Source organism: Allosphingosinicella deserti, from assembly GCF_003012735.1.
Lineage (GTDB): Bacteria > Pseudomonadota > Alphaproteobacteria > Sphingomonadales > Sphingomonadaceae > Allosphingosinicella > Allosphingosinicella deserti.
Map to the genome: position 1 here is coordinate 499,066 of NZ_PXYI01000004.1, position 25,655 is coordinate 524,720.

Genomic DNA, 25,655 nt, shown 5'->3' on the forward strand with positions numbered 1-25,655 from the left:
GCCCTTCTGATGTTTGCACTTGGCGGGATGCTTTTGGCGACGTCCTCGGTCGGGGTCGCGCAGCGCCTCGGCACGCGCATCGGCCGAGAAGCCGAGCAGAAGGACGGCCCGGTTCTCATCAATCAGATCGCGGAATGCGTGGTCGATCGTCAGCCGGGATTCGTACGCAGGTGGCTTGGACTTCTGCCTGGCAGCGTTGCCGAAAGGGCGCTGATCAAGGGCATGACAGAAGACATGTCGACATGTCTGGACTCACCGGCTTTGGTCATGGACGGTAAGCAAATCGGTTTCAAACCGGCAACTTTGCGCCGTCCGGTTGCGCTCGCCTACGTGCGCAAGGAACTCCGAACTGCCGGGCAGGGGCCTGCGAGGGACGTTGCTCCGTGGTTCGCTGCGGCGATTGCGGCGCAACCGGCTGGAGAGAAGATCGATGCGACGTCAATCGCTGTCCAGGATTTCGGCCATTGTATTGCAACAAGGGCCTGGGGCGATGCCCTTGGCCTGCTTGCGGCCGAGCCTGGCAGCCCTGCGGAGCGGGGAGCGATCGCACGGCTGAAGCCCGTGCTCGGGCCGTGCCTCACGGCCGACGTCAAGCTCACGCTCACCGTTCCCACGATCCGCGAAGTTATCGCGGAGCCAGTTCATCACATTCTGTCCGACGCGCCCGCAACCGCGGCCGCTGCGCAGCGATAACGAGAACAGCATGCCCAAGGTCAAAGTCGACGGCGTAGAGATCGAGGTTCCGCAGGGCGCGACCGTCCTGCAGGCGTGCGAGCTCGCCGGTAAGGAAATCCCGCGCTTCTGCTATCACGAGCGCCTCTCGATCGCCGGCAATTGCCGGATGTGCCTGGTCGAGGTGAAGCCCGGGCCGCCCAAGCCGCAGGCGTCGTGCGCATTGCCGGCCGCGGAAGGCCAGGAAATCTCGACCATGACCCCGGACGTCAAGAAGGCGCGCGAAGGCGTGATGGAGTTCCTGCTGATCAACCATCCGCTCGATTGCCCGATCTGCGATCAGGGCGGCGAGTGCGATCTGCAGGATCAATCGATCGCTTATGGCCGCGGCCACTCGCGCTTCCACGAGAACAAGCGCGCGGTGACCGAGAAATATATGGGGCCCGTCGTCAAGACGGTGATGACGCGTTGCATCCAGTGCACGCGCTGCGTCCGCTTCGCCGAGGAAGTCGCCGGAGTCGAGGAGATCGGCGCGGTCGGCCGCGGCGAGAACATGCAGATCACCTCCTATCTGGAAGGTGCCGTCACGTCGGAGCTTTCCGGCAACGTCGTCGATCTCTGTCCCGTCGGTGCGCTCGTCTCCAAGCCCTACAGCTTCGAGGCGCGCCCGTGGGAGCTGCGCAAGATTCCCGGCATCGACGTGATGGACGCGGTCGGCACCAACATCCGCATCGATCACCGCTTCCGCGAAGTCATGCGTGCGCTTCCCCGCCTTAACGAAGACGTCAACGAGGAGTGGGCGCACGACAAGACCCGGCATGCCGTCGATGGCCTCGTCCGCCGCCGGCTGGACCGGCCGTGGATCCGCCGCGAAGGCAAGCTCCAGCCGGCGACCTGGGCCGAGGCGTTCCAAGCGATCGCGGCACAGCTCGACGGCGCGACCGGCGACCAGGTCGCGGCGATTGCCGGCGATCTCCAGGATCTGGAATCCATCTATGCGCTGAAGCAGTTGCTGCGCGCTTATGGCTCCAGCCTCCACGAAAGCCGCCAGGACGGCGCCCGATTCGACGTTTCGAGCCCGGCTGCCTATCGCTTCAACGCGACCATCGCCGGCATCGAGACGGCTCCGGCGATCCTGCTGATCGGCACCAATCCGCGCTGGGAAGCGCCGCTGGTCAACACAAGGCTCCGCAAGGCCGTCAAGGCCGGGGCGCGGGTGTTCCGGATCGGTCCGCCGGTCGATCTCACCTATCCGGTCATCGATCTCGGCAGCGATCTCTCCGCCCTCGGCAATCTGCCGCAGGAGGTGCGCGACACGTTCTCTGACAAGGAGAATGCGGCCGTCATCGTCGGAATGGGCGCGCTCGTCCATGAGGGCGGGTACGAGGCGGCGCGGGCTGCCGCGGCCGCGCTCGGCGCCAGCTTCAACATGCTGCACACCGCTGCCGCCCGCGTCGGCGCGCTCGACCTAGGCTTTGCCACCGACGGCGGCGTCGATGCGATCCGGGCGCGGGCAGGGGGCCTCAAGGCGCTGTTCCTGCTCGGCGCCGACGAAATGGATACGTCGGCCTTCGCCGACACCTTCACCGTCTATATCGGCACCCACGGCGATCGCGGCGTGCGCCACGCCGACGTGATCCTGCCGGCCGCCGCCTATACCGAGAAGCATGGCACCTACGTGAACCTCGAGGGGCGGGTGCAATTTTCCGAATCCGCGGTTCACGCGCCGGGCGAGGCGCGCGAGGATTGGACGATCCTGCGGGCGCTGTCCGACGAAGTCGGCAAGACGCTGCCGTTCGACGATCTCGGCCAGCTCCGCAGCGCGATCGCCGCCGAGTTCCCGCATCTCGGACAGCCGGGCCTCACGGTGTTCCCGGCAGTGGCTGGCGGAGCAGGGGCGGGGTCTTCGGTCACGGGCGAGATCGTCTATCCGATCGAGGATTTCTATCTGACCAACCCGATCGCGCGGTCGTCACCGACCCTGCAGCGCTGCTCGGCCGAGATCCTGCACGGCCAGGTGTTCGAGGAGGCGGCGGAATGATGCCGCTTTCAGACCATTTCACCCGTCATCCTGGCGATTGCCGGGGTCTCGTGGAGGCCGCACCGACTTCTTGTCCTGGAATTCCGGCGCGTGCCGGGATGACGGAGTAAACGATGACTGCTTGGTTTCAGGGACTTCTCGGCTACGGCTTCGGCTGGTTCGTCGCGACCCTCATTCTCGTTCTCCTGATCGCACTGCCACTGATGCTCGCGGTGGCGATGATCATTTACGCGGATCGCAAGATCTGGGCGGCGATGGCGCTGCGCCGCGGCCCCAACGTGGTCGGACCGTTCGGGCTGCTGCAGAGCTTCGCCGACGGCCTCAAGGTCTTCCTGAAAGAGACGATCATCCCGTCGGGCGCCAATCGCGGCCTGTTCATCATCGCACCGATCCTCACCTTCACGGTGGCGCTGATCGGCTGGGCAGTGGTGCCGTTCGGCGACGGCATGGTGCTGGCGGACATCAATGTCGGCCTGCTCTACATGCTCGCGGTATCGTCGCTCGGCGTCTACGGCGTGATCATCGCCGGATGGGCGTCCAACTCCAAATACCCCTTCTACTCGGCGTTGCGCGCGGCCGCGCAGATGGTGAGCTACGAGGTCTCGGTCGGCTTCGTGCTGATCCCGGTGATCCTGTGGACCGGCTCGTTCAACCTGTCAGACGTCATTGAGGCGCAGCGCAGCCACGTCTTCTTCTTGAACGGCTTTGCGTTCAATCCGCTGCTGTTCCCGCTGTCGATCATCTTCCTGATCTCGGCGATGGCCGAGACGGCGCGCGCGCCGTTCGACCTGACCGAGGCGGAATCGGAGCTCGTCGCCGGCTACCAGACCGAGTACAGCTCGATGAGCTTCGCGCTGTTCTGGCTCGGCGAATATGGCAACGTGCTGCTGATGTGCGGCATGACCGCGGTGCTGTTCTGGGGCGGATGGCTGCCGCCGGTCGACTGGGCGCCGCTCTATTACGTGCCGGGGATCATCTGGTTCTTCGCCAAGATCCTGTTCTTCTTCTTCGTGTTCAGCTGGGTGAAGGCGACCGTGCCGCGGTTCCGTTACGACCAGCTGATGCGGCTCGGCTGGAAGATCTTCCTGCCCATCTCGCTGCTGTGGGTGTTCCTGGTTTCGGGCTATCTGCTCGCCACCAAGGCGCAATGCCCGACCGACGCGGGCGCGCTTGCCTCGATCCGCACCGACGATGAGGCCGATCGTTTCATGCCGTCCTGCCGCAGCCACATGCCGAACCTCGGAGGCCGCGACCGCGCGGCTGGAGATCACCAATGATCGCCCATTACATTAAGTCGTTCACGCTCTGGGAGTTCGTGAAGGCGCACTGGCTGACCTTGAAATATTTCTTCAAGCCCAAGGCGACGATCAACTACCCGTTCGAGAAGAACCCGATCAGCCCGCGCTTCCGCGGCGAGCACGCGCTGCGCCGCTACCCGAACGGGGAAGAACGCTGCATCGCCTGCAAGCTGTGCGAAGCGGTCTGCCCGGCGCTTGCGATCACGATCGAAGCCGAACCGCGCGAGGACGGCAGCCGCCGCACCACGCGCTACGACATCGACATGGTGAAGTGCATCTATTGCGGCCTTTGCCAGGAAGCCTGCCCGGTCGACGCTATCGTCGAGGGGCCGAATTTCGAATTCGCGGTCGAGAGCCGCGAGGAGCTTCTCTACGACAAGGCGAAGCTGCTCGAGAATGGCGACAAGTGGGAGCGGGCTCTGGCCGCGAACCTTGCCGCCGATGCACCCTACCGCTAATCCGCCCCCGAATCTGAAGGGCCCGACAAGAACGTGATCCAAGCCTTCGCCTTTTACCTGTTCGCGGCGATCGTCATCGCCAGCGGGGTGCTGACGATCGGCGCCAGGAACCCGGTGCACAGCGTGCTCTGGCTGATCCTGGCCTTCTTCAACGCCGCCGGGCTCTTCCTCATCCTTGGGGCCGAGTTCATCGCGATGCTGCTCGTCATCGTCTATGTCGGTGCCGTCGCGGTGCTGTTCCTGTTCGTCGTGATGATGCTCGACGTCGACTTCGCGGAGCTGCGCGCCGGCGTCGCCCGCTACTGGCCGTTCGCGACCCTGCTGGCGCTGGTGCTGCTGGCCGAGATCGTGTTCGCGCTTGCGGCCTGGAATGCCGGGACGATCGTTGCCCCGAAAGCCTCGCCGACGATGCAGGACGTGTCCAACATCGAGCTGCTCGGCCGAGCGCTCTACACGCGCTACGTCTACATCTTCGAGGCGGCCGGTCTCGTCCTGCTGGTCGCGATGATCGGCGCGATCGTGCTGACTCACCGCCAGCGCAGCGACGTCCGTCCTCAGCGCGTGTCGGATCAGGTCCGCCGCCGTCCGGAAGATGCCGTCGTCAACATGCATCCGGGCGTCGGCCAGGGAGTCGAGCTGTGATCGGGTTAGGCCATTATCTCACCGTCGGCGCGATCCTGTTCGTGCTGGGCGTGTTCGGCATCTTCATCAACCGCAAGAACGTGATCGTCATCCTGATGGCGATCGAGCTGATCCTGCTGTCGGTGAACATCAATCTCGTCGCCTTCTCCGCCTTCCTCGGCGACATGGTCGGCCAGGTCTTCGCGATGTTCGTGCTCACCGTCGCGGCGGGCGAAGCCGCGATCGGTCTCGCCATTCTCGTCATCTACTTCCGCGGCCGCGGCACCATCGCCGTCGACGACATCAATCAGATGAAGGGCTGATCAAGACGTGCAAATACAGCTCCTCGTCTTTCTGCCGCTGCTCGCCGCCATCGTCGCGGGCCTCGGCAATCGCTTCATCGGCAATTTCGCCGCGAAGCTCGTCACAACCGGCGCTTTGTTCGCGTCGTGTGCGCTCGCCTGGCCGATCTTCATCGCTTTTCTGGCCGGGGCCGCGGAGCCGGGTGTCTACCCCGTGCTCTCCTGGATTCATTCCGGCGATCTCAACGTCGATTGGTCGCTTCGCGTCGACGCGCTGACCGCGGTCATGCTCGTGGTGGTGACCACCGTCTCGGCGCTCGTCCACCTCTATAGCTGGGGCTATATGGCGGAGGATCCGTCGCAGCCCCGCTTCTTCGCCTATCTGTCGCTGTTCACCTTCGCGATGCTGATGCTGGTGACCGCAGACAATCTGGTGCAGATGTTCTTCGGCTGGGAAGGGGTCGGTCTCGCCTCCTACCTGCTGATCGGCTTCTGGTATCACAAGCCGTCGGCCAACGCCGCGGCGATGAAGGCGTTCGTGGTCAACCGCGTCGGCGATTTCGGGTTCAGCCTCGGCATCTTCGCGGCTTTCCTGGTGTTCGGCACGGTCTCGATCCCCGAGATCCTTGCCGCGGCGCCGTCGTTCGGCGGATCGACGATCGGCTTTCTCGGCCTGCGGATCGATACGCTGACCCTGATCTGCATTCTGCTGTTCATCGGCGCGATGGGCAAATCGGCCCAGCTCGGCCTCCACACATGGCTGCCGGACGCGATGGAAGGCCCGACGCCGGTGTCGGCGCTGATCCATGCGGCGACCATGGTCACCGCGGGCGTGTTCATGGTCTGTCGGCTGTCGCCGCTGTTCGAGCAGAGCCAGACGGCGCTCACTGTCGTCACCTTCGTCGGCGCCGCAACCGCGATCTTCGCGGCGACGGTGGGCACGGTGCAGAACGACATCAAGCGCGTGATCGCCTATTCGACCTGCTCGCAATTGGGCTACATGTTCTTCGCCGCGGGCGTCGGCGCCTATGGCGCGGCGATGTTCCACCTGTTCACGCACGCTTTCTTCAAGGCGCTGCTGTTCCTCGGTGCGGGATCGGTGATCCACGCGATGCATCACGAGCAGGACATGCGCTTCTATGGCGGCTTGCGTAAGCACATCCCGCTGACCTTCACCGCGATGACGCTGGGGACGCTGGCGATCACCGGCGTCGGCATCATCCAGGTGGCGGGCCTGCCGAGCTTCGGCTTCGCCGGCTTCTTCTCGAAGGACGCGATCATCGAGAGCGCCTTCGCCAGCGGCACCACCGCCGGCGGGATCGCCTTCGTCATCGCGATCGTGGCAGCCTTGCTGACCAGCTTCTACAGCTGGCGCCTGGTCTTCCTCACCTTCTTTGGCACCCCCCGCTGGATCCAGTCCGAGCATATCCAGCATGCGCTTCACGATCATGGTCACCATCATGACGATCCCGCGGCGGAAGATGCTGGCCACGATACTCGGCCGCACGAAACACCCGCGCATGCGGTGAAGGAAGGCACTGGCGGCTATCATCCCCACGAGAGCCCGTGGTCGATGCTCGTGCCGCTCGGCGTGCTTTCGCTCGGCGCAGTGTTCGCTGGCATCGTCTTCCACGAAGCGTTTATCGGGGTCGAGGGCGGAGAGCATTTCTGGCGCGGCAGCATCGCGTTCGACGAGCATCTTGCGCACGCGATTCACGAGGTCCCGCTCTGGGTGAAGCTCGCGCCGGGCGTGGTGATGATCGCGGGCTTCCTAATCGCCTGGTTCGCTTACATCCGCGATACGTCGATCCCGGGCCGCTTCACCGCGCAATGGGGCGTCCTCTATCGCTTCTTCTACAACAAATGGTATTTCGACGAGGCGTATAACGTGCTGTTCGTGAGGCCCTCCGTCGCGCTAGGCCGCATCTTCTGGAAGAAGGGCGACGAGGCGACAATCGACCGCTTCGGCCCGAATGGCGCCGCTGCCCTGGTGAAGGGCGGCAACGTTCTCACCGGGCGGCTTCAATCCGGCTATCTCTACACTTATGCGCTGGTGATGCTTCTCGGCCTCGCCGCCGCCGCGACCTGGGCGATGGCACGATGACCGGCATTCTCTCGCTGATGCTGGCGGTGCCGCTCGTCGCCGCGCTGGCCTGTCTGTTCGTCTCGGCGAGCGGAGCGCGCTGGATTGCGCTTGCCGGCACGCTGATCGATTTCGCGCTCGGTATCGTCCTCTGGGCCAATTACGATATCGGCGGCGCTCAATGGCAGTTCGTCGAATATGCGCCGGTCTTCTCGCGCTTCGCATGGGCGCTCGGCATCGACGGCATCGCATTGATGCTGATCATGCTGTCGGTGTTCCTGATGCCGATCTGCATCGTGGCCAGCTGGACCTCGATCGAGAAGCGCGTGCCCGAGTATATGGCCGCGTTCCTGCTGATGGAGACGCTGATGATCGGCGTCTTCATGGCGCAGGACATATTCCTCTTCTACATCTTCTTCGAAGCCGGTCTGATCCCGATGTTCCTGATCATCGGCATCTGGGGCGGTGCGAACCGGATCTACGCGTCCTACAAATTCTTCCTCTACACGCTGGTCGGCTCGCTGCTGATGCTGGTCGCGATGCTGTGGATGGTGAACTTCGCCGGCACGACCTCGATCCCGAAGCTGCTCGCAACCGATTTCCCGGCGCAGGCACAGACCTGGCTGTGGCTCGCCTTCTTCGCATCTTTCGCCGTCAAGATGCCGATGTGGCCGGTGCACACCTGGCTCCCCGACGCCCACGTGCAGGCGCCGACCGCGGGCTCGGTGATCCTTGCCGGCGTGCTGCTGAAGCTCGGCGGTTACGGCTTCGTGCGCTTTTCGCTGCCGATGTTCCCGGAAGCCTCGAACGAGTTCTTCTGGTTGGTAATGGGCCTGTCGATGGTCGCCATCGTCTACACCTCGCTCGTCGCGCTGGTGCAGAACGACATGAAGAAGCTGATCGCGTACTCGTCGGTCGCCCACATGGCGTTCGTGACGATCGGCATCTTCGCCTTCAATCGCCAGGGGCTCGAGGGCGCGTTGATCGTGATGCTCAGCCACGGTCTCGTTTCGGGCGCCTTGTTCCTCTGCGTCGGCGTGATCTACGATCGGCTGCACACCCGCGAGATCGACCGATATGGCGGGCTTGCCAACAACATGCCGGCTTATGCCGTGCTGTTCCTGCTGTTCACCATGGCTTCGGTCGGTCTGCCGGGCACCGGCGGCTTCGTCGGTGAGTTCCTGAGCCTGATCGGATCCTACCGCGCGAGCAGCCTTGTCGGTGCGGTTGCAACCACCGGGATCATCCTCGGCGCCGCCTACATGCTCTACCTTTATTGGCGCGTCGCTTACGGCACGAGCCGCAATCCCGACGCGGCCGCGATGCCAGATCTGAACGCGCGCGAGCTCGTCAGCCTGGGAGCGATTGCCGCGGTGGTTCTCTGGATGGGTATCTATCCGGAAAGCTTCCTGGCGCCGATGCGCAACGACGTCGGCCTGCTGATGGCCCGCGTCGAGCGTGCCGCACCATCGGGCGACGCCCACCTCGCCAAATCTTCCAACGTACCGGCCGCCTCTGCGGCGCACGAAACTGCCGCTGAAGGAGCGCATCACTGATGGGCGAGTCGCTTGCGCTCACTCTGCCTGAGATCATTCTCACCGTCGGCGCGATCGTGCTGATGCTGGCTGCCGCATTCGCCGGCGATCGTCACGCCCGCACCATCACCTGGGCCGCGATTGGCGTGCTTGCGCTCGCTGCGGCCTGGGTCCCGGGAATCGCCACGGCCGGCGGCGTTGCGTTCGACGGACTGTTCGTCGCCGACAGCTTCGCCGCGTTTGCCAAGGTGCTGGTCTATATCGCCGCCGCGGCGGCCCTGGTCGCCGCCAATGGCTGGTTCGGCCGTGCCGGTGACTATCGCGCCGAATATCCGGTGCTGATCCTGCTTTCGAGCATCGGCATGGGCATGATGGTCTCCGCCGGCGACCTCCTGACCCTGTATGTCGGCCTCGAGCTGCAGAGCCTTGCGGCCTATGTGCTCGCCTCGTTCCAGCGGACCGACAATCGCTCGGCCGAAGCCGGCCTCAAATATTTCGTGCTGGGCGCGCTTGCCTCGGGCATCCTGCTCTATGGCGTTTCCCTCCTTTACGGCTTCACCGGCTCGACCCTGTTCGGCGACGTCTCGGTAGCGCTTCAGAATGACGGGGTGTCCACGGGCGAGCTGTTCGGCATCGTCTTCGTGCTCGCCGGAATCGCCTTCAAGGTGTCGGCCGTGCCGTTCCACATGTGGACTCCGGACGTCTACGAAGGTGCCCCGACCCCAGTCACGGCCTTCTTCGCGTCGGCGCCCAAGGTCGCGGCGATGGCGCTGCTCACCCGGGTGGCGATCGAGGGCATGGGTCCGGCGACGTTCGAATGGCGGCAGATCGTGATCTTCATGGCGCTTGCCTCGACGATCCTCGGCGGTGTCGCCGCGATCGGACAGCCGAACATCAAGCGCCTGCTGGCCTATTCATCGATCAACAATGTCGGCTTCGCGCTGATCGGCCTCGCCGCCGCCAACCGCGAAGGCGTCTCCGCGATCTTGTTCTACATGGCGGTCTATGTCGCCATGACGGTCGGTTCGTTCCTGATCGTTCTGCGCATGCGCGACGAGGCGGGCGAGCCGGTGGAGACCATCGCCTCGCTCTCCGGACTGTCACGCACGAACAAGCCGCTCGCCGCGGCGATGGCGATCTTCATGTTCAGCCTTGCCGGCATTCCGCCGCTGTTCGGCTTCTGGCCGAAATTCCTGGTGTTCGATGCGGCGGTCCGCGCCGATCTCACCTGGCTGGCGGCGGTCGGCATCGTGACGTCGGCGATCAGCGCCTTCTACTATCTGAAGATCGTCAAGACGATGTATTTCGACGAGCCGGCCCCGGCTTATGGTCCCACTGCCGACGTGCCGCAGACGATCCTGATCGCGGCTGCCGCCCTGTTCGTGTCCCCGCTCGGCTACCTTGCAATCCCCTTGATCCAGCCTTTGGCCGACAACGCGGCCAGCGCGCTCTTCTGACCGACAGGGCGGCGGGGGAACCCGCCGCTCTTCTTCTTCGCGGGACTGGTGCTTTTCAGCCCCAGGAACGGTGGCTATTCGGCGCTGCATGCTGATCGATATTCGCACGGTTGCCGAAACCGGTTCGACCAACGACGACGTCGCCGCACGCGCCGCTGCCGGTGCGGAGGAGGGGCTGTGGCTGCGTGCCGAGCAGCAGAGCGGTGGCCGCGGGCGGCAGGGCCGGGCATGGCGCTCGTCGCCCGGAAATCTGTACGCCAGCACCCTTGTCCGCCTGCGCAAGGGTGATCCACCGCCGCCAAGCCTGGCGCTGGTCGCCGTGATCGCGCTGCACGAGGTGGCCGGAAGTTATGCCGGAGCGCGCAATGTGCGGATCAAATGGCCCAATGATCTGCTCGCCGGCGGGGCCAAGCTGGCCGGCATCCTCCTGGAACGCGCCGCCGATGCGGTCGTGATCGGGTTCGGGGTCAATCTCGCCCACCATCCCGGTGATCTCGAGCGGCCGACGACCAGCCTCGCCGCCCTGACCGGGGTGGTGCCCGAGCCGGGCGACTTCTGCCAATCGCTTGCCGAGGCCTTCGCGCGCTGGGTGGGCGCGTGGCGCACGGCCGGGCTGGCGCCGGTTCGGGCGGCCTGGCTTGCGGGCGCCCACCCGATCGGAACGCTGCTCTCGACAGCTGTAGGGGAGGGCAGGTTCGAGGGGTTGGACGAAACCGGGGCGTTGCGGCTGCGGGCCGCAGATGGAGTGATCCGGACGATCCATGCAGGGGACGTGTTCCTGGTGTGAGGCGCGGGCACGGAGTCCGGCGCAGCCCCTCCACCAACCTGAAGCTCGTTCCCCTCACCGTCTCGGGGAGGATCTTGAGTGGGCGCGGGGCGGATTTCGCAAAGCGCTTTCGCAGGGGCGGCTGACGCACTAGGGCTGTCGCCATGCTGCTTGCCATCGATGCCGGGAACACAAACGTCGTCTTCGCTCTGCTGGAGGACGGAGTGGTCCGCGCGCGCTGGCGGATTGCAACCGACCCGCGGCGCACCGCCGACGAATATGGCGTCTGGCTCCACCAACTGATCGCGCTGCAAAATTATCCCCGCGACGTGGTCGATGCCGTGATCATCGGCACGGTGGTGCCGCGCGCGCTCCACAATCTGGAGGTGCTTGCGACGAAATATTTCGGCGTGGAGCCGCTGGTTGCGGGGGTGCCGCCGGCGGATTGGGGGATCGAGCTCGACGTTGCCGAGCCGCGCAGCGTCGGCGCGGACCGGGTGGTCGACGCGATCGCCGCCCATGCGATGCATCCGGGCGACCTCATCGTCATCGATTTCGGCACCGCCGCCACCTTCGACGTGGTCGATTATACCGGTGCCTATAAAGGCGGCATCATCGCGCCGGGCATCAACCTGTCGCTCGACGCGCTGGTCACCGCCGCCGCCAAGCTGCCGCGCATCGCGATTCAGGCGCCGGAAGACAATCTGTCGGTGATCGGCCGCACCACCGAGGATCAGATGCATATCGGTATCTATTGGGGCTATGTGTCGATGATCGAGGGGCTGGTCGCGCGGATGAAGGCCGAGATCGGCCGTCCGGTGAAGGTCATCTCGACCGGCGGCCTCGCCACCTTGTTCGATCGCCACACCAATGTCTTCGACGAGATCGAGCCGGATCTCACCATTCAGGGGCTCGCCTTGCTCTGGAAGCGGAGCGTTGGCGCGGCCTGATTCCAGGGGTAGGGACGTCCGTCCTCGCCCGACATCCCAATGACGTCCGGAACGAATGCGGCCAGTTCCGCTTTCGCCACTGGGACGATGCGAAAGACACCAAGATGAAACCCGGCAAAGAGCTTCTCTTCCTGGCCCTCGGCGGTTCCGGTGAGATCGGCATGAACGTCAACCTCTATGGCTGCGACGGCAAGTGGATCATGGTCGATCTCGGCATGACCTTCGCCGATCCCGGCTATCCCGGCATCGACCTCGTCCTCCCCGATCTTGCCTTCATCGAGGAACGCCGCAAGGACCTGCTCGGAATCGTGCTCACCCACGGACACGAGGATCATATCGGTGCGATTCCGTACATGGCGGCCGATCTCGGCGTACCGTTGTACGCCACGCCGTTCACCGCTGCTCTGATCGCCGAAAAGCTGCAGGAAGAGGGACTGACCGACGAGGTCCAGGTCAAGGTCATCGACATTGGCGGTACCGGCCGGATCGGGCCGTTCGGCTTCCGGTTCGTGCCGCTGGCCCACTCGATTCCCGAAGGCAATGCGCTGCTGATCGAGACGCCCTACGGCAAGATCTTTCACACCGGCGACTGGAAGCTCGACGAATTTCCGCAGATCGGCGATCCCGCCGATGCCGAGCAACTGATCAAGGTCGGAGACGAGGGGATCCTCGCGTTGGTCTGCGACTCGACCAACGTCTTCCAGGAGGAAGCGTCGGGATCGGAAGAGGAGGTTCGCAAGGGGCTCGACGAGGTGATCGCCGCGGCCGAGGGCAGGGTGCTGGTCACGACCTTCGCTTCCAACGCGGCGCGGCTCAGCACGCTCGGCAAGGTGGCGCAGGATACGGGGCGTCAGGTGTGCGTCGCCGGACGCTCGCTCGACCGCATCCTGCGGGTGGCGCGGAGCGTAGGCTACCTCACCGACTTCCCCGAGACGGTCGATTTCGACGAGGCGATGGCGCTGCCGCGCCGCGACGTGATGATCATTGCCACGGGAGGGCAGGGCGAAGTGCGCGCGGCGCTCGCCCGAATCGCGTTCGATCAGCACAAGATCAAGCTCACCGAGGACGATCTTGTGGTCTTCTCGTCCAAGCAGATTCCCGGCAACGAGATGGCGATCGGCCGCATCCAGAACGAGCTTGCCGGGCGCGGCATCCGCATGATCACCGATCGCCAGGCGAACGTTCACGTTTCCGGACACCCCGGTCGTCCCGAACTCGCCGCGATGTACAAGTGGATCCGCCCCGAGATCATCGTGCCGGTGCACGGCGAGATGCGGCACATGGTCGAGCACAAGAGGTTCGCGCTTGAGAAAGGCGTGCCGCGCGGGATCGTACAGAAGAATGGCGACGTCGTGCGGCTTGCGCCGGAGGGGCCGCGCAAGCTTGGCGAGGAGCGCGTCGGGCGGCTGATTCTCGACGGCGACGTCATCTTGTCGGCCGACGGCACCACCATGAACGCACGGCGGCGGTTGAGCTATAATGGCGTGATCTCGGTCGCGATCGCGATGAATGACGACGATCGGGTGAAGGGCGACGTCGAGATTGCGATCGAAGGCCTGCCGGTGGAGGAGGATCGCGAAGCGTTCCTCGAGGAAGCCTGTGCTGCGGCCTCGTCCGCAGCCCGCAAGGGGGCGAAGACCGAGGACAAGCTGCGCGAGGACATTCGCCTCGCCGTGCGCCGCTGCGCGACGGAATGGACCGGCAAGAAGCCCGTCGTGAACGTGCTCATCGTCCGGATCTGACCATGAAGGTCCAGTCAATCCTGGCGATCTATATTCTGTTCTGGACGATGAGCCTGTTTCTCGTCCTGCCATTCGGGGTTCGCACGGCCGAGGAAGAAGGGACCAGGGCAGCCGTCGGCCATGCCGAAAGCGCGCCGCACCGGTTCAGCCTCGGCAAGGCCGCGATCCGGGCGACGATCCTTTCGGCCCTCCTGTTCGGCATCTTCTACGCCAACTATCTGTTCGGCTGGGTAACGCCGGACATGCTGGATTGGACGCGGTAGGCGCTTCGTCAGCCATTTTCCCCGACCCGGATTTCCGGGAGAGGTTGGGGGTGGGACCTGCTTCCTTTGAAAAGAGAAGATGCGGCTGCGCCGCGCCAGCCATTGATCCCCTCCCGTGAATCCGGAGGGGGAGAGCGCTTGTGAAGGGTTCTCGCGATCCTACTTGCGGATGCGATCGATGGCCTGGGCGAGGGCGACGTAGAGCTTGCCCATGTCGCTCGACAGCATGGTGACCCCAAGCGGGGTGCCGTCACGATCGGCGAGAATGCGGCGGAGCATCGCTTCGAAATCGTGGATGTAGCGGTTCACCTGCTCGCGGAATTCGGCGTCGTCGTCATAGTGCCGGGCGATCTCGCGGGCCTCTGTGGCCTCGATCAGGCGCACGGCACGGCGGGTGAAGACTCCGCGATCACCTTTGAGATAAGCGGCCCAGGCGCTGTCCGTGACGTCGTTCGACAGGATCTTGGTGACGTCGATCGCGGTCGAATTGAGCGATTCGATCAGCAAGGCGACCCGACGGGAGAAGTTCTCGCTCTCTTGGTCTTCGCGCTCCTTGCGCCCGTCCTGGATCCGCTCTTCGACGGCGGCGGCGGTTTCGCCGAGGACCAGCATCTGCCGGGTGAGGCGCTCGGAGGCGGTCCGCGCCGAGGCGACCGCACGCTCCGACACCAAAGCAAGCTCGGCCATCTGCCGCTCCACGGTAGCAGCGATGGCGTCGGTGAGCGCCTGCCGGCCGGCGTCGCCGAGCGCCTCGGCGCTCGCGGGGATGACCGACGCGATCGCCTCTCGGGCGCGCTCGGCAGCCTGGTTGGCGGTCTCGCGAACCCGCAGCATCGCCTCGACGAGCTCCGGACCGGTCTCCGCGGCGATACGGGACGCAGCCTCGCGGGCCTGGGCGGCCGCTGCACCGAGCGCGGCCAGCTTCTGCTCGCCGCCGCTCGTGCCTTCGTCGATCCGCGCGAGCAGGGATTCGAGAGCATCACGCTGGCGGGCGACCGCCGCTTCCGCCGTCTCCACCCGTTCCGCGGCCGCGGTGGCGGAGGATTGAACGGTTGCGACGATCGGCGCGAGTGCAATTGCGGCTTCGCGGGTGCGGCCAGCCTGATCCTCGACGCGGGCGAGCGCCGCCGGAAGATCCTCGCCGAGCTGCCGTGCGACCCCGGTGAGCATCTCCGACATGTCGCGGGCGCTGCCGATCAACGATTCGCTGCTGATCTTGCCGGCGCCGAGCTCGGTGATCAGCTCGCGGGTGCTGTCACGAACGGCCTGAACCGCCGCGCCGAGCTTCTCGCTTTCGGCCCCTCCGGTGCGGCCGAGCTGCGCGAACCAGTCGTCGAGTTCCGCCAGCTCCTTGGCGAGCCCGGTGACGAGCGCGTGGCTCGCCGCATCCTGGGCCGAAAGATGCCCGGCAAGGCCCTCGACTTTCCGGGAAAGCTGATCGAGGCGCTGCGACAGATTGCGGGTCGCATCCTCGCCGGCGCGATCGAGGGCCGCCTGGGTCTGGGTGATCGTCGCCAGCACCGCGACACCCTGCGCGTCGAGCGCTGCACGGGCGGCATCCAGCGCTTCGGTCGCGCGAGTCATCGCGCTATCGACCGAGGCGGTCATGCCGGTGGCTGCCTCGGCAATGCTTTCGGCAGCGGCGGTGCTGCTGCTTTCGATCCGGGCTACATGGGCCGACAGGCGCTGCGCGGCGCCGCCGAGAATATCGTCGGCCTCGCGGCCGCGAGCGGAAAGGGCGGCCAATTGCGCTTCGAGCGCGCCGGCTTGACTGTGCGCGGTGATGCCTGCGTCCTTCATCGCCTCGGCGACCCCCCGGGCCTGGGCCTCGGCCCTCGGGAGATCATGGAGGAGGACGCCGATGTCGACCTTGGCCGATGTGGCGGCGGCATCGAGCGCCGCTGCCTTGCGGTCGAGCGCCGCGGTTTCCTTCGAAAGATAGTGCGTAACCCGACCGAGGCGATCGGAGGCCTCGTCGCCAAGCGACATCAGCCGCTCCGCTTCGCCCCGCAGCCGCGCATGATTCTCTTCGATCCGGGTGGAGACGATCGACAATACGCTTTCGAGCGCGGTGCTTTCGGCGCGCATCGTGGAGACGGCGCGGCCGAAGCGCTCGGCCTCCCGCCGCGGCGTGCGGCCGAGCCAGATCCATAGCAACGCGAGCAGCACCAGCGGCGCACTGATCGTGGCAATCGCAGAGACTATTGTCTGCAGCCCGACTGCGGGCCGGGCGTCCAAGAGCGACCAGCCGGCGACCGCGACCCACGCAAAAGCGAGCAGCAGGAGCAAGGCTCCGAACAGCTGGCGCCCCGGCTGTTCCGCCGGAAGCTCGGCAACATCCTCCCCCGTGACGCCAGCCGCGCCGATCCAGTCGGCGTCGGCCCTTTCGGCGCCCGTTTCGTGGATTTCGTGCGCGCCACCTTCGGGCTGCGTCTCGGCTCTGTCTGCCCCGGTCATGTCGGTGAGTTTATCACCATTCGGCGCGCAGGGAAGGCAGGAAGGTTACCGGGCCTTAACGGTCTGGCGCGTAAGCCGGGCGCATGGCTTATGATCCCGGTGCCCTGAACGCCTCCCTCGCCGCTGCTGTCGGCAGCGACATGGGCCTGATGCGCGAACTGCGCGATGCCTTCGTCGAGAGTGCGGCACGGCAGGCCGATCTGATGGGTCGCGCCCGATGCGATGCCAATTGGGAGTTCGCGGCCTCGCGGCTCAAGAGCCTTGCGGCGAGCTTCGGTGCGGTCGGGCTGATGGGCCTTGCCGACGAGGCCCTGCAAGGCGCGCCCGGCGATCCGGTGGTGCTTCGCAAGCTCCGGGCCGCGATCGAGGATTTCGCCGCCACTTGATCGCAGCCCGGCGTATCGGCTGCGCCCGATGACGCCGCAGGCCGGTTTAGCCTTTGCGAAGCGCAGCTCCCTTTACTATCCCAGCCCGATGGGCGGGCACCGAATTTGACGCTGGCAGCACTGATCGCGGCCTATCACGAAGCCGACGAGGCAGGCGGCGGCCTGCGCGCGACACTGCCGCTCGCCGGACGGACCCTGCTGGAACGGCAGGCTCGGCTCGCTGTCGCCGCGGGCGCCGACCTGATCGTCGTCGCCGTCGAGCGGGTGCCGCCGGATCTGCTCGCCGCAATCGATCGGCTGCGAGGGCAGGGGATCAAGGTCGCGGTCGCCCGCAATGCGATCGAAGCGGCGGAGGCCGTGCATCCGCAGGATCAGCTGCTGATCATGGCCGATGGGCTGATCGCCACCGAGACCCATATCGAGCGGCTCACCGCCCTCGGCGGATCCGCGATCCTGACCGTGCCCGACGTGCGGGTCGACGATCGATACGAGCGGATTGACGCGCACAGTCGTTGGGCGGGGCTTGCCCTGCTCGATGGAGAGACGCTGAAACGGACCGCCGCCATGCTCGGCGAATGGGATCTGCAATCGACCCTGCTGCGCCGCGCCATCCAGGCCGGGATCCGGCAGATGTCCGTGCGCGGTGAGCCGGTCGACGATCTTCTCACCATCGCCGAGCGCGGTGATGACCTTGCGGCGCTTCAGCAGCGGCTTTTCGAGGGCGCGGGGGCGCAGCGGAGCGACTGGGTATCGCGCTATCTTCTGGGCCCGCTGGAGCAGGCCGCCACCCGGCGCCTCATGCCGACCAACGCGACGCCGGGCATGCTCGGTCTCGGCGCCGCTTTGCTCACGGCGTTCGCCGCCTTGAGCTTCGCCTCCGGCTGGCTCCTCACCGGCATGGTGTTCCTGCTTCTGGCAACGCCGCTCGACGGTATCGGGGAGCGCCTTGCGTCGCTGCGGATGCAGGACACCGTTTCGGACAGCTGGTGGGCGACGTTCCTGCCCGGGATCGCTGCCGCCGCCTTGGTCGCGTTGGGCTTTGCCCTGGCCGGGACCGGCACCTGGGGTTTCATCGCTCTCGCCTTCGCCATCATCGCCTTCACCGTCGCGCTGCGCACCGAGGCCGCCGGCCGCGACATCCCGCGCAAGCTCTGGCTGGCCGAGCGCAAGGGCATGAGTTGGCTGCTGCTTCCATTCGCGGCCACTGGCCTGTGGGGGACCGGCCTCACCCTATTGGCGCTCTACGCCGGCGGCAGCTTTTTCTGGGCGCAGCGTCATGTTCACAAAGCCGCTTCCGCACCGTAGCTGCCGTGCTGCAGATCGGGAGGACGGGACTGCCGGGAACACACGCAAGACGAAGGATAAACCGCTTCCGGCCGTGGGCAGGAGATCGGGATCGCCCCCAGCCTGATTAGCGGCCCCTTAACTCTGTTGAGGGTACAGGCAGGCGATGTCCGATTTGCGGCCGAGCGGGAATGATCTGGACGGCGCGGCGCAACTGCTCGCGTCGGCCCGCATGCGCGTGTCGGCCGCGGCATCCGATCTCGCCATTCCCGCCGATCTGCGGCTTACCGAGCGCCAGCGGGCGACACTTGCGACACTGCTTCCCCGGCTGCTGCGGACGATCGAGGACGAACTTCGTTCGATCGTCGCGGAGGCATTCGACAACGATTCGCTGCGCGGCGCCCTCTCGTCCGCGCACCTCGATATCGCCGGTCCCATCCTTGCGCGTTGCCGCGCCGCCGAGGATCCTTTGCTTGTCACCACCTTGCTCCGGCGCGCCGAGGAGCACCGGCTTCATCGGACCGGCGGTGGCGCCGACAACGCACTGCTGATCGATCTTGCTGGCGACACGGACGCCGAGATCGCCGGAGAAGCGATGGCCCTGCTGATCGCACACAGCGGACGCTTTGATCCCTTCCAGGAGCCCGTGCTGATCCGATCCGATCTTCCGGCAGAGCTTGAGCACCAGCTCGTCTGGACCGTGGCCGCGGCACTTCGACACTATGTCGTCGGCCAGCACGAGATCGGACCCGGAGAAGCTGACGAAGTGCTCGCCACCGCCGGACGCCGGTTGTTGGCCGCCTATGACGAAGGCGACACGCTCGACGCGCATTGCCTGCGGCTCGCGCGCGCGCTCAGCGGTGCCGGCAAGCTCGACGATGCGCTGACCGCCCGTGCGCTCACGGATTCGGGACTTTCGCTGTTCCTCGCCATGTTGTCGGTGCGCACCGGGCTTGATACCGCCGCCGTCTGGGAGATCATGTCGGCGCGCGACAATCGCGCTATGGCCTTTTTATTGCGTGCCGCGGGCGTGGCGCGCGAGCCCGCCGGTGCTATCCTCTTCGCCCTAACTCGTGACGAAGTGGCGCTCGTGCCCCAGCTCGACATCTATGACGGCTCGAACCGGGCGCAGGCGCAACGCCTGCTCGCTCTGTGGCGCGCCGATGTCGGCTATCGCAACGCTGTGGCGAGGCTCGGCACATGAGCGTCGTTCGCGGGCGGGTCGACAGCGAGGGACGGCTGGTCGAGGCGGAGCCGCGTCTGCTTGCGCTTCAGCAGAATGCGGGCGGCGAGCCGGGCGGGCCGTTCGCGGTCCCGCAGATCGCCGCTCTGGCACGATTGGCCCGTCGCCTGGGCATCACCATCTCCCGCGCGGCGGTGGCGGCGGATGGCGAATCAGATATCGATCTGTGGGTGCGTGCGGTTCCGCTCCAGGACGGTGTCGATCTTGCGCTGTCCGGTTGGTCCGAACGCCCGCCGCGGGCCCCGGCGTCGAGCTCGGAGGCCGAGCGTCAGGCGGATTTCCTGCGCGCCGCTGCGGACTGGATGTGGGAAACGGACGTTGCGCTGCGGCTCACCGCCGTGTCACCTCCCGCCGCCGCCGCGTCGGGGCAATCGCCCGCCGATCTGCTGGGGCAGCCGCTCACTCGCCTGTTCCGGCTCGAGGAAGATACTGGAGGGGAGTTGCCGCTGCTCGCGGCACTTGCCGAGCAGCGCCGCTTCGAAGGCCAGATCGCGCAGCTGCGCGGCGGGAAGGAGGGCCGCTATCGTCTCGCCGGCGTGCCGCTGATCGACGGTGCAGGACGCTTTGCGGGTTTTCGCGGGTCGGCAACCAGCGTAGGTGAAGCTGCGGCACCCGAGCCGCTCTCCACCGAGTTCCATCCCGGCGAAAGCGGAGCTTTCTCCGAACGGCTCGACAAAGCGCTGCGGACGCCGCTGGCTCACATCATCCGCAATGCGGAAGCGATCGGCGCCCAGCCCGAAGGCCCACTGCGAACCGATTATGCCGGCTATGCCGAAGACATCGCCGCCGCCGGCAGGCATCTGCTCGCCCTCGTCGACGATCTCGTCGATCTCCAGGCGATCGAGCGCGCCGACTTTGCCCCCGAGCAGGAGGAGATCGACCTCGCCGACGTGGCACGCCGGGCTGCCGGCCTGCTCTCCGTCCGAGCCGCCGAGCGCAGGGTGCGCATCGACGGGCCGGCCGCGACGGACGTGCTGCCCGCCACCGGCGAGTTCAAACGTGCGCTGCAGATCGTCATGAACCTGCTGACCAACGCGATCCGCTACACGCCCGAAGGCGGCAGCGTGTGGGTGCGAACCGACCGGGAGGGCGACCTTGCCGTCCTCGTCGTCGCCGATCAGGGCAAGGGCATCGCCGCGGAGGACCAAGCCCGCGTGTTCGAGAAGTTCGAGCGCGTCGACCCTTCGGAGCCGGGCGGAACCGGCCTCGGCCTCTATATCGCACGCCGACTCGCGCGCGCCATGACTGGCGATCTCGGCGTTGAGTCGGCGGCCGGCCAAGGTGCGCGGTTCACCTTCATGCTTCCGTTTCGTGCCGGAGAATGACTGTAGCGAATTGATCTAAAGCAACCTTTCGCGCGCGACGGAGTGCCTTTTCGGCGGGCCAATTCGTATCCTTGCGCATACAAGCCGCTCGCAAAGCCATGGAATCACGTGTATATAGTTCGCGGGGACGGGAGATGGTCGCCGCCATGGCGGACCGTCGGCGAGGCGCTCCGGATCCCTCCGGGGCGCTTCGTTTATGAGCCGGCGGTGGTCACGTCCCGGATGCCCGGGCGCACCGCAGCTCCAGATGCGCAAGTCCAACCGCCATTCCCTGCCGAGCCTCGTCAGATCGAAAAAGTTTCTGAACCTCACAATTTCTCGGGAACCCCTTTTGGGGGCGGCCGTTCTCTATGCACCCCCCCGCTGGTAGTCACACCCCCCCCCCCCCCCCGAGTGACTGCCACCAAGCCCTGGCCGGAAACGGCTGGGGCTTTTACTTTTGGAGCTGGTTGAAGCTTCGATGACGCGGGGCAAGGGTGCGGGAGTGAGGCCTTGCTCCCCGGTGCCTGCGAGAGGGGGGGCTTGGCGCTGTCCTGTCGGATGACGAGGCTGGGCGCCGCAGACGCCGGTTGCCTTCGCCTCACTCCCGCCCACGCCGCCCGAATACCGGGGCGGGTGGTAACGCTGAAATCAATGGCCGCTATGCGTGCCTTGGCCCGAGGCAGCGTGCGACGTCGTCGTCGGCCGGGCGTGCTCACAGGTCACCGCCGGATTGAACGGCTTGAACATGCCGGCCGGATTGTCCCGGAACAGCCAGACGTGCAGATCGTAATGCGGCTCGAAGCCGTGGGCCTCGTCGGTGGGGGTCCCGGGGTCGTCCGCCATGTGATCCCATGAGACACCCTGGAATGTAGGCGCCAGGCTGTTGCCGGCAGCCTTCCAGGCCTTCTCGAACACGACGTTCTCGACCGCGATCAGCTCGAGCTCGCCTTTGGCGTTCGGCTCGTAGACCAGCACCGAAGGCTGAGAGAAATCCGTGTGGACGGTCCGGCCGCTGATCCGCGCGCCCGGTGCGCTGTCGATCCCAAGGCGGTCGGGGCGGAAATAGTGGATGCCCATGCCGCCGAGCTCGCTGGGACGGCCCATATGGGCAGCGACGTGGCACGAGTTGGTCGGATCGGCCATATAGCCTTCGGCGAGTGCTATCTTGACGTCCTTGTAGCGCTCGGTGGCGGCGCGGACTTCATCGAGCGACGGCTCGGGGGGCGCGGCGGCAGCAATCGCCAGAGCGGCAGCAAACAGCATCACATCCAATCCTCTTCACCAGGGTCCGGACGTGCCGGCTGATGGGAAGGTTCTGCGCCGGCTGCGTTGCAGCCCGATGCCGGGGGAGACGGGAAACGGTTTCAAATGTTACAGAAACCAGAGAGATGGACTTCTACCCTCCAGCACTTCAATCGTGGACATCGATCTGGAACGCGGGTGCGCGGGCACGATGGGCAGGCGACGGGGTGCCGAAATCCGCGCGACGCCTCTCCACCAGGCGATCTCTGATCCACTGCGACATTGCCGACGCCTCGCGCGTGCATGATGGTGACAGGCGAGACGCGCTGTTCCGTTCCCGGCGCCGGCTGCTGATCGGCACCGCCGTCGCGGCGGAATGCTTCTTTCTCTACCGCATTGCCGATGGCGGCGTCGGCGCAATCATCGTGGCAATGCTGCCGTTCCTGCTTGCGCTGGCGATCGCGGCCGGGCCAATCGAGCTTGCCAATCATCGGCTAGAGGCCCGGGCCCTCGACCGGATCGCCACCGAGGCCGGCTTCGAATTCGAGAGGGACACGATGACCGGTCGCTTGCATCGCGAGTGGCCGAGTCTCCTCTTCTCCAATGCCAGCGAAAAGGTGGCACGGGGGCTTTCCGCGGATGTGGAGCGGGCATTCGCCGGCCTCGAGTCCGTTGCACGCATCGTCGGCAAGAAACGAAAGGCGGACGCCCGATCGGGGCGCCCGCCTTTCGTGAGTCTAGGAGCGGTTTCGCCTCAGCGCTGATCGAGCGGAACGTAATCGCGCTGCGGGGAGCCGGTGTAGAGCTGGCGCGGGCGGCCGATCTTCTGCTCGGGATCCGAGATCATCTCGTTCCACTGCGCCACCCAGCCGACGGTGCGGGCGAGGGCGAACAGTGCGGTGAACATCGACGTCGGGAAGCCTATCGCCGACAGGATCACGCCGGAATAGAAATCAACGTTCGGATAAAGCTTCTTCTCGATGAAATATTCGTCCTTGAGGGCGATCTGCTCGAGCTCGCGGGCGACGTCGAAGATCGGATCAGTGACCCCGAGTTCGTTGAGTACCTCTTCCGCGGTTGCCTTCATCACCTTCGCCCGCGGATCGAAATTTTTGTAGACGCGGTGACCGAAGCCCATCAGCCGGAACGGATCTTCCTTGTCCTTGGCGCGGGCGATGAATTCGGGAATCCGATCGACCCGACCGATCTCGCGGAGCATGTTAAGCGCGGCCTCGTTGGCGCCGCCATGCGCCGGGCCCCAAAGGCAGGCGATGCCGGCCGCGATGCAGGCGAACGGATTGGCGCCCGACGAGCCGGCAAGCCGGACGGTCGAGGTGGACGCATTCTGCTCGTGATCGGCGTGAAGGATGAAAATCCGCTCCATCGCGCGCTCGACGATCGGATTGACCTCATAGGTTTCGGCCGGGACGCCGAACGTCATGCGCAGGAAGTTGCCGGTGTAGGAAAGCTCGTTCAGCGGATACATGAACGGCTGGCCAACCGAATATTTGTACGCCATCGCAGCGATCGTCGGCATCTTGGCGATCAGCCGGTGGCTCGCGATCATCCGCTGCTTGGGATCGGTGATGTCGGTCGAATCGTGGTAGAAGGCGGAAAGCGCGCCGACGACGCCGCACATGATGGCCATCGGGTGGGCGTCACGCCGGAAGCCGCGATAGAAGGTCGCGAGCTGCTCGTGCAGCATGGTGTGACGCGAGATGGTGTAGCCGAACTTGTCGAGTTCGTCCCTGGTCGGGAGCTCCTCGTTGAGCAGCAGATAGGCGACTTCGAGGAAGCTCGAATTCTCCGCCAGCTGGTCGATCGGGTAGCCGCGGTGAAGCAGGACGCCCTGATCGCCGTCGATATAGGTGATCGCGCTTTCGCACGCGGCCGTCGAGGTGAAGCCCGGATCATAGGTGAACGCACCGGTCTGGCCGTAGAGCTTGCGGATGTCGATGACATCGGGTCCGACCGTGCCCTGTCGCACGGGCATGGCGACATCCTTGCCGCCGAGATCGAGAGTGGCAGAATCGTTCGCCATATTAGTCTCCGTCCGTCTTCATCCGGTCCGCGATCCGGGCGAGGCTTTCCTCCCGACCGAGCAGCACCAGAACATCGAATATGCCGGGCGAGGTTGCCCGGCCGGTAAGTGCCGCTCGAAGCGGCTGCGCGACCTGACCGAGCTTGACCTCGGCCGTCTCGGCCACGCTGCGTATGACGGCCTCTGTCGCCTCGGTGCTCCACTCGTCAAGCGCGGAGAGTCCCGCATGAATACGGGCGAGCAGCCCGGGCGCCTCGCCGCCGAGCAACTGCGCGGCTTTCTCGTCCAGGTCGAGAGGACGCTCGCGGTACAGGAAGGTTGCACCTTCAGCGAGTTCATTGAGGTTCTTCGCCCTGGGCTTGAGCTCCGGCATCGCCCTGGCAAGCAGCGCGATTTCGTCATTGTCGAGCCGGGCATCAAGCATCTGCTCTATGCGCGGGGCGACCAGGCCGGCGAGCCGCCCGTCTGAGGCCTCGCGGATGTAATGGCCGTTCAGATTTTCGAGCTTCTTCGTGTCGAAGCGGGACGGCGAGCGGCCGACATTGTCGAGATCGAACCAGCGGACGGCGTCCTCACGGGAGATGATCTCCTCGTCGCCATGTCCCCAGCCGAGGCGCAGGAGGTAATTCGCGACCGCTTCGGGCAGGAAGCCCATTTCGTGATAGTCCATGACCCCGGTGGCGCCATGTCGCTTCGACATCTTGGCGCCGTCCTGGCCATGGATCAGCGGCACGTGGGCGTAGACCGGCTCGGGCCAGTCCATGCCCTTGATGATCGCGAGCTGACGGAAGGCGTTGTTCAGATGGTCGTCGCCACGGATAACGTGGGTGACGCCCATGTCGTGATCGTCAACGACGACGGCGAGCATGTAGGTCGGCGATCCGTCGGAGCGGAGCAGGATGAAATCGTCGATCTCTTCGTTCTGGACGCGGACGACGCCCTGGACTTTGTCGTCGATCACCGTCTCGCCCTCACGCGGTGCCTTGAGTCGGATGACGAAGGGCGCGTCGGGACGCGCCGCATCCGGAGCGCAGTCGCGCCAGGGGCTGTTGATCCGGAACGGCCGGCGCTCGCGAGTCGCTTCCTCGCGCGCGGCGGCGAGCTCATCCTGGGTCATCCAGCAACGATAAGCGTGGCCGCGAGCGAGCAGCTGTTCGGCAACTTCGGCGTGCCGGGCCCAGAATTGCGATTGATAATATTCGTGGCCGTCCCAATCGAGCTCCAGCCAGCGCATCCCTTCGAGGATCGCGTCGATCGCCGGCTTGGTCGAGCGGGCCTTGTCGGTGTCCTCGATGCGCAGCAGGAAGCGGCCGCCATGGTGGCGGGCGAACAGCCAGTTGAACAATGCGGTGCGGGCGCCGCCGATATGCAGGAAGCCGGTCGGCGAGGGCGCGAAGCGGGTGACGACCTCGCGCGGAGTTTGGGTTGCGCTCAAGCGCCATTTCTCCAAGGATGCGGCAATGGCCGCCAGTGACGGATGCGCCCCTAGCATAGCGGATCAGCCGCC

At 65.7% G+C, this 25,655-nt stretch carries 22 protein-coding genes; 18 read left to right on the forward strand and 4 right to left on the reverse strand.

Going from position 1 to position 25,655, the window contains the following annotated elements; genetic code table 11:
* Positions 1–9: 9 nt before the first annotated feature.
* The 13 genes from C7I55_RS14525 (at position 10) to C7I55_RS14585 (ending at position 14,188) form a co-directional block, all read left to right on the forward strand.
* Positions 10–693, forward strand: a complete 684-nt coding sequence (locus C7I55_RS14525; protein WP_106513678.1) for a hypothetical protein — start codon at positions 10–12, stop codon at positions 691–693.
* Positions 694–703: 10 nt separating this feature from the next.
* Entirely contained in the window at positions 704–2,713 is a 2,010-nt protein-coding gene (gene nuoG, locus C7I55_RS14530; RefSeq protein WP_106513679.1) for an NADH-quinone oxidoreductase subunit NuoG, read from the forward strand.
* 113 nt (positions 2,714–2,826) lie between these two features.
* Entirely contained in the window at positions 2,827–3,990 is a 1,164-nt protein-coding gene (gene nuoH / locus C7I55_RS14535) for an NADH-quinone oxidoreductase subunit NuoH (protein WP_106513680.1), read from the forward strand.
* The gene (gene nuoI / locus C7I55_RS14540; protein WP_106513681.1) at positions 3,987–4,469 is read left to right on the forward strand and encodes an NADH-quinone oxidoreductase subunit NuoI; all 483 of its coding nucleotides are present in this window, start codon (positions 3,987–3,989) and stop codon (positions 4,467–4,469) included. The genes nuoH and nuoI overlap by 4 nt, the downstream gene beginning before the upstream one ends.
* A gap of 33 nt (positions 4,470–4,502) precedes the next feature.
* Positions 4,503–5,111, forward strand: coding sequence for an NADH-quinone oxidoreductase subunit J (locus tag C7I55_RS14545; RefSeq protein WP_106513682.1), 609 nt, complete (start codon positions 4,503–4,505; stop codon positions 5,109–5,111).
* Entirely contained in the window at positions 5,108–5,413 is a 306-nt protein-coding gene (gene nuoK / locus C7I55_RS14550) for an NADH-quinone oxidoreductase subunit NuoK (RefSeq protein ID WP_106513683.1), read from the forward strand. Before C7I55_RS14545 ends, nuoK begins: the two co-directional genes overlap by 4 nt.
* 7 nt (positions 5,414–5,420) lie before the next feature.
* The gene (nuoL, locus tag C7I55_RS14555) at positions 5,421–7,496 is read left to right on the forward strand and encodes an NADH-quinone oxidoreductase subunit L (RefSeq protein ID WP_233222215.1); all 2,076 of its coding nucleotides are present in this window, start codon (positions 5,421–5,423) and stop codon (positions 7,494–7,496) included.
* Complete coding sequence (locus C7I55_RS14560; RefSeq protein WP_106513684.1) at positions 7,493–9,031, forward strand: NADH-quinone oxidoreductase subunit M; 1,539 nt, start codon at positions 7,493–7,495, stop codon at positions 9,029–9,031. Before nuoL ends, C7I55_RS14560 begins: the two co-directional genes overlap by 4 nt.
* Positions 9,031–10,467, forward strand: coding sequence for an NADH-quinone oxidoreductase subunit NuoN (gene nuoN, locus C7I55_RS14565; RefSeq protein WP_106513685.1), 1,437 nt, complete (start codon positions 9,031–9,033; stop codon positions 10,465–10,467). The genes C7I55_RS14560 and nuoN overlap by 1 nt, the downstream gene beginning before the upstream one ends.
* An 88-nt stretch (positions 10,468–10,555) precedes the next feature.
* Positions 10,556–11,254: a biotin--[acetyl-CoA-carboxylase] ligase gene (locus tag C7I55_RS14570; protein ID WP_106513686.1), complete on the forward strand. Its 699-nt coding sequence runs from the start codon at positions 10,556–10,558 to the stop codon at positions 11,252–11,254.
* A 143-nt stretch (positions 11,255–11,397) separates the two neighbouring features.
* Entirely contained in the window at positions 11,398–12,183 is a 786-nt protein-coding gene (locus C7I55_RS14575) for a type III pantothenate kinase (RefSeq protein ID WP_106513687.1), read from the forward strand.
* A gap of 104 nt (positions 12,184–12,287) precedes the next feature.
* Positions 12,288–13,925: a ribonuclease J gene (locus C7I55_RS14580; protein ID WP_106513688.1), complete on the forward strand. Its 1,638-nt coding sequence runs from the start codon at positions 12,288–12,290 to the stop codon at positions 13,923–13,925.
* A gap of 2 nt (positions 13,926–13,927) precedes the next feature.
* A complete protein-coding gene (locus C7I55_RS14585; RefSeq protein WP_106513689.1) occupies positions 13,928–14,188 on the forward strand; it encodes a DUF1467 family protein in 261 nt (86 codons plus the stop codon).
* Positions 14,189–14,347: 159 nt separating this feature from the next.
* Here the strand turns inward: C7I55_RS14585 and C7I55_RS14590 are convergent, their stop codons facing one another.
* On the reverse strand, positions 14,348–16,645 hold the full coding sequence (locus tag C7I55_RS14590; RefSeq protein WP_106513690.1) for a coiled-coil domain-containing protein: 2,298 nt from the start codon (positions 16,643–16,645) through the stop codon (positions 14,348–14,350).
* Positions 16,646–16,728: 83 nt separating this feature from the next.
* On the opposite strand from C7I55_RS14590, the gene C7I55_RS14595 reads away from it, so the two are divergent.
* The 4 genes from C7I55_RS14595 to C7I55_RS14610 all read left to right on the forward strand — a co-directional run bounded on the left by C7I55_RS14595 (position 16,729) and on the right by C7I55_RS14610 (position 20,883).
* Positions 16,729–17,031, forward strand: a complete 303-nt coding sequence (locus C7I55_RS14595) for an Hpt domain-containing protein (protein WP_106513691.1) — start codon at positions 16,729–16,731, stop codon at positions 17,029–17,031.
* Between the two features lie 105 nt (positions 17,032–17,136).
* On the forward strand, positions 17,137–18,336 hold the full coding sequence (locus C7I55_RS14600) for a beta/alpha barrel domain-containing protein (protein ID WP_106513692.1): 1,200 nt from the start codon (positions 17,137–17,139) through the stop codon (positions 18,334–18,336).
* Between the two features lie 145 nt (positions 18,337–18,481).
* Complete coding sequence (locus C7I55_RS14605) at positions 18,482–19,519, forward strand: DUF2336 domain-containing protein (RefSeq protein ID WP_106513693.1); 1,038 nt, start codon at positions 18,482–18,484, stop codon at positions 19,517–19,519.
* On the forward strand, positions 19,516–20,883 hold the full coding sequence (locus C7I55_RS14610; protein WP_106513694.1) for a sensor histidine kinase: 1,368 nt from the start codon (positions 19,516–19,518) through the stop codon (positions 20,881–20,883). Before C7I55_RS14605 ends, C7I55_RS14610 begins: the two co-directional genes overlap by 4 nt.
* Positions 20,884–21,513: 630 nt before the next feature.
* On the opposite strand, the gene C7I55_RS14615 is transcribed toward C7I55_RS14610, so the two are convergent.
* A complete protein-coding gene (locus C7I55_RS14615; protein ID WP_106513695.1) occupies positions 21,514–22,128 on the reverse strand; it encodes a hypothetical protein in 615 nt (204 codons plus the stop codon).
* 206 nt (positions 22,129–22,334) lie between these two features.
* Here C7I55_RS14615 and C7I55_RS14620 point away from each other — a divergent pair, with 206 nt between their 5' ends.
* Positions 22,335–22,871 carry a hypothetical protein gene (locus tag C7I55_RS14620; RefSeq protein WP_106513696.1) on the forward strand — a complete coding sequence of 179 codons (537 nt, stop codon included), beginning with the start codon at positions 22,335–22,337 and terminating at the stop codon, positions 22,869–22,871.
* On the opposite strand, the gene C7I55_RS14625 is transcribed toward C7I55_RS14620, so the two are convergent.
* Together C7I55_RS14625 and gltX are read right to left on the reverse strand one after the other, a co-directional pair.
* Positions 22,862–24,148, reverse strand: coding sequence for a citrate synthase (locus C7I55_RS14625; RefSeq protein ID WP_106513697.1), 1,287 nt, complete (start codon positions 24,146–24,148; stop codon positions 22,862–22,864). The genes C7I55_RS14620 and C7I55_RS14625 overlap by 10 nt on opposite strands.
* A gap of 1 nt (position 24,149) precedes the next feature.
* Entirely contained in the window at positions 24,150–25,640 is a 1,491-nt protein-coding gene (gltX, locus tag C7I55_RS14630; RefSeq protein WP_106513907.1) for a glutamate--tRNA ligase, read from the reverse strand.
* Positions 25,641–25,655 lie beyond the last annotated feature (15 nt).